This window comes from Binatus sp. (SeqCode), from assembly GCF_036522015.1.
Classification (GTDB): domain Bacteria; phylum Desulfobacterota; class Binatia; order Binatales; family Binataceae; genus Binatus.
In genome coordinates this window covers 1-2,211 of sequence record NZ_DATDGQ010000305.1, presented here as the reverse complement: position 1 = coordinate 2,211, position 2,211 = coordinate 1, and the positions used below count along the sequence as shown (strand labels likewise).

Here is a 2,211-nt window from a genome sequence, read left to right as displayed (position 1 = left end):
GGAGTCGATCGCATAGCGGCACGCCTTGCCGAACCCGCAGCCAAGGTCGAGTACGCGTTTGCTCGCGAGCGGAGGCAGTAGTGACCGCATCGCCGGTTGATCGACCGCCATGTAGAGACCGCTCTCATGGCGGCGCAGTTGGCTGTAGCCCGCGAAGAATTGGGGATCATCGTAGATGTTTTGTTTCCTTGAAAAATTCGATGCCGATCAACAATCAGCGCGCGAGGAACACCGGGCACGGCGAATTGCGCAGCACGAACTCCGTCGTCGAGCCGAGCACCATCTCGATAATCCTGCTGTGCCCGTAAGCGCCGATGAACAGCAGGTCGGCGTCCTGCTCCTTCAGGAACTTCACGATTTCCTCGTTGGCGTGACCCTGCAGCAGCTTGAACTCGGCCTTGGGCGTGTAGTTCTCGAAATAGCTGCGCGCCTCGGCCAGCGTCCGCTCGCCGAGCTTGGGATCGCGCGCGCAGGTGACGACGGTTATTGGAACGCCGAGGCCGTTGGCGATTTCCGCCGCCGAGCGCATCGCGCGCGACGCCCGTTCGCTGCCGTCGTAGGCGAGCACAGGGCGTTTGACCTCGCGAAATTTATTCGGCGAGATGAACAACTGGCGCGGAGATTTGCGCGCGACGCTCTCCGCGGTCGAACCCAGCAGCCCGGTCGAAAATTTTTCGTTAACCCCGCGATGCCCGATCATCACGAGGTCGGCGCTGCGCGCGCGATCGCAAATCTGGTTGGCTACTATGCCCATGTCGAGCACGGTTTCGACTGCCAGGTTCTCGCGGCGCGCGGAGGCGGCAAATTCGTCGAGCACACCGCGGCCGCGGGCGGTCAGCACCTCGCGCATTTTGGATGAAAAATCCAGATATGGTTCCAGCCCCAGCGAACCTGATATATCATGGAAAAACGAGCCTTCGATCGACACGATATCGACGACATGCAATCCAATCAGCGACGCATTGAAGATTCGCGCGAAGTAGAATGCGTACTGTTGTGCGTTTTTGGAATGGTCGGAGGTGTCGATGCCGACGAGAATTTTCTTGATCAAGCGCCTGACCTCCGCGTCTATGACCGCGATAACACGCCGCGCGGTTATGCCTCAAGAGGCGGCGCTATCGCAACCGAATTCGATTGCTCAGGGATGCAGGTGAAATGAGCGAACTTAGCGAAGCGCGGATGATGAGAATCGTGGAGGAGCTCGCCGAGGCGGCGCAGCGCGTCGGGCTCGAGGTCCGTCGCGAAAAGATCATGCGCGAAATCGGCTACCGTACGCGCGGCGGCGCATGCCGTCTGCGCGACAAGAACCTGGTCATAATAGATCGCGATCAACCCGCCGCCGAGCAGCTCGAAGTGATTGCCGAAGCGCTGCGCTCGCGCGATCTCGAATCCTTGTATCTGTCCCCGGCAGCGCGCCGCGTCGTTCACCTCGGAGACGCGCCAGGCTGAGTGCCGATATGCCGCGTCCCGGCGAAAGCCATTCGGTCGGCCACACCGTCATCGATCGCAAACCCGCGATCAGCGCGGAACAGCGGATGCTCACGTTCCATACGCGCCTCAAGGAGCGCGGACTCAAGTCCACCGGTCAGCGCGACGACATCGCGCGCGTATTCTTCGACCACGGTCACCATATCAGCGCCGAGGAATTGTACGCCGAGGTCAAGAAGATCAACCCGCACGTCGGCTATGCGACGATTTACCGGACGCTGCGTCTGCTCAAGGAATGCGCGCTGCTATATGAGCGCCACTTCGACGAGGGACAGGCGCGCTATGAAGCGGTCGGCGAGCGCCATCACGATCATTTCATCTGCGAGCGATGCGGCAGGATCATCGAGTTCGAAAACGCCGCGATCGAGCGCATGCAAAATATCGTCGCGCGCGATCTCGGCGTGACCCTGACCCGGCACAAGATGGAACTGTACGGGATCTGCTCCGACTGCCATCACGCCCAGCAAAGCATGTAGCCACCGCCGCGCTCCGACGTTAGAACTAGGGACCGGAACCACGGTGCCGGTCAAAACGAAAAAGGAAGCGATCGATTTCATAAAGCGCCACGGCGCTGTGCTCGAATCGGCCAACGGCACTATCCGGAGTCTCGCGCAGGCGATTGCGGGCGAGCCGATTCGCGGCAGCTGGTGGGGCCATCCGAAGGGCAATCCGATTTACATGCTGCTCAACGACGTTTGCGATTCTCCCGACGTCGTGCGATGC

At 60.7% G+C, this 2,211-nt stretch carries 4 protein-coding genes; 3 read left to right on the top strand and 1 reads right to left on the bottom strand.

Annotated features, from left to right (window positions below; translation table 11 throughout):
* Positions 1–214 precede the first annotated feature (214 nt).
* Positions 215–1,051, bottom strand: coding sequence for a universal stress protein (locus VIW95_RS13050; RefSeq protein WP_331587178.1), 837 nt, complete (start codon positions 1,049–1,051; stop codon positions 215–217).
* A gap of 104 nt (positions 1,052–1,155) precedes the next feature.
* Here VIW95_RS13050 and VIW95_RS13045 point away from each other — a divergent pair, with 104 nt between their 5' ends.
* The 3 genes from VIW95_RS13045 to VIW95_RS13035 all read left to right on the top strand — a co-directional run.
* Positions 1,156–1,449: a hypothetical protein gene (locus VIW95_RS13045; protein WP_331587176.1), complete on the top strand. Its 294-nt coding sequence runs from the start codon at positions 1,156–1,158 to the stop codon at positions 1,447–1,449.
* Positions 1,450–1,457: 8 nt separating this feature from the next.
* Entirely contained in the window at positions 1,458–1,964 is a 507-nt protein-coding gene (locus VIW95_RS13040) for a Fur family transcriptional regulator (RefSeq protein ID WP_331587173.1), read from the top strand.
* Between the two features lie 43 nt (positions 1,965–2,007).
* The coding region (locus VIW95_RS13035) for a hypothetical protein (RefSeq protein WP_331587170.1) at positions 2,008–2,211 on the top strand (204 nt) is incomplete at its 3' end.

Bases quoted from the DNA above. Each gene is read 5' to 3' on its own strand.
- VIW95_RS13045 (WP_331587176.1), top strand. From the start codon at position 1,156: ATGAGCGAACTTAGCGAAGCGCGGATGATGAGAATCGTGGAGGAGCTC.
- VIW95_RS13040 (WP_331587173.1), top strand. From the start codon at position 1,458: ATGCCGCGTCCCGGCGAAAGCCATTCGGTCGGCCACACCGTCATCGAT.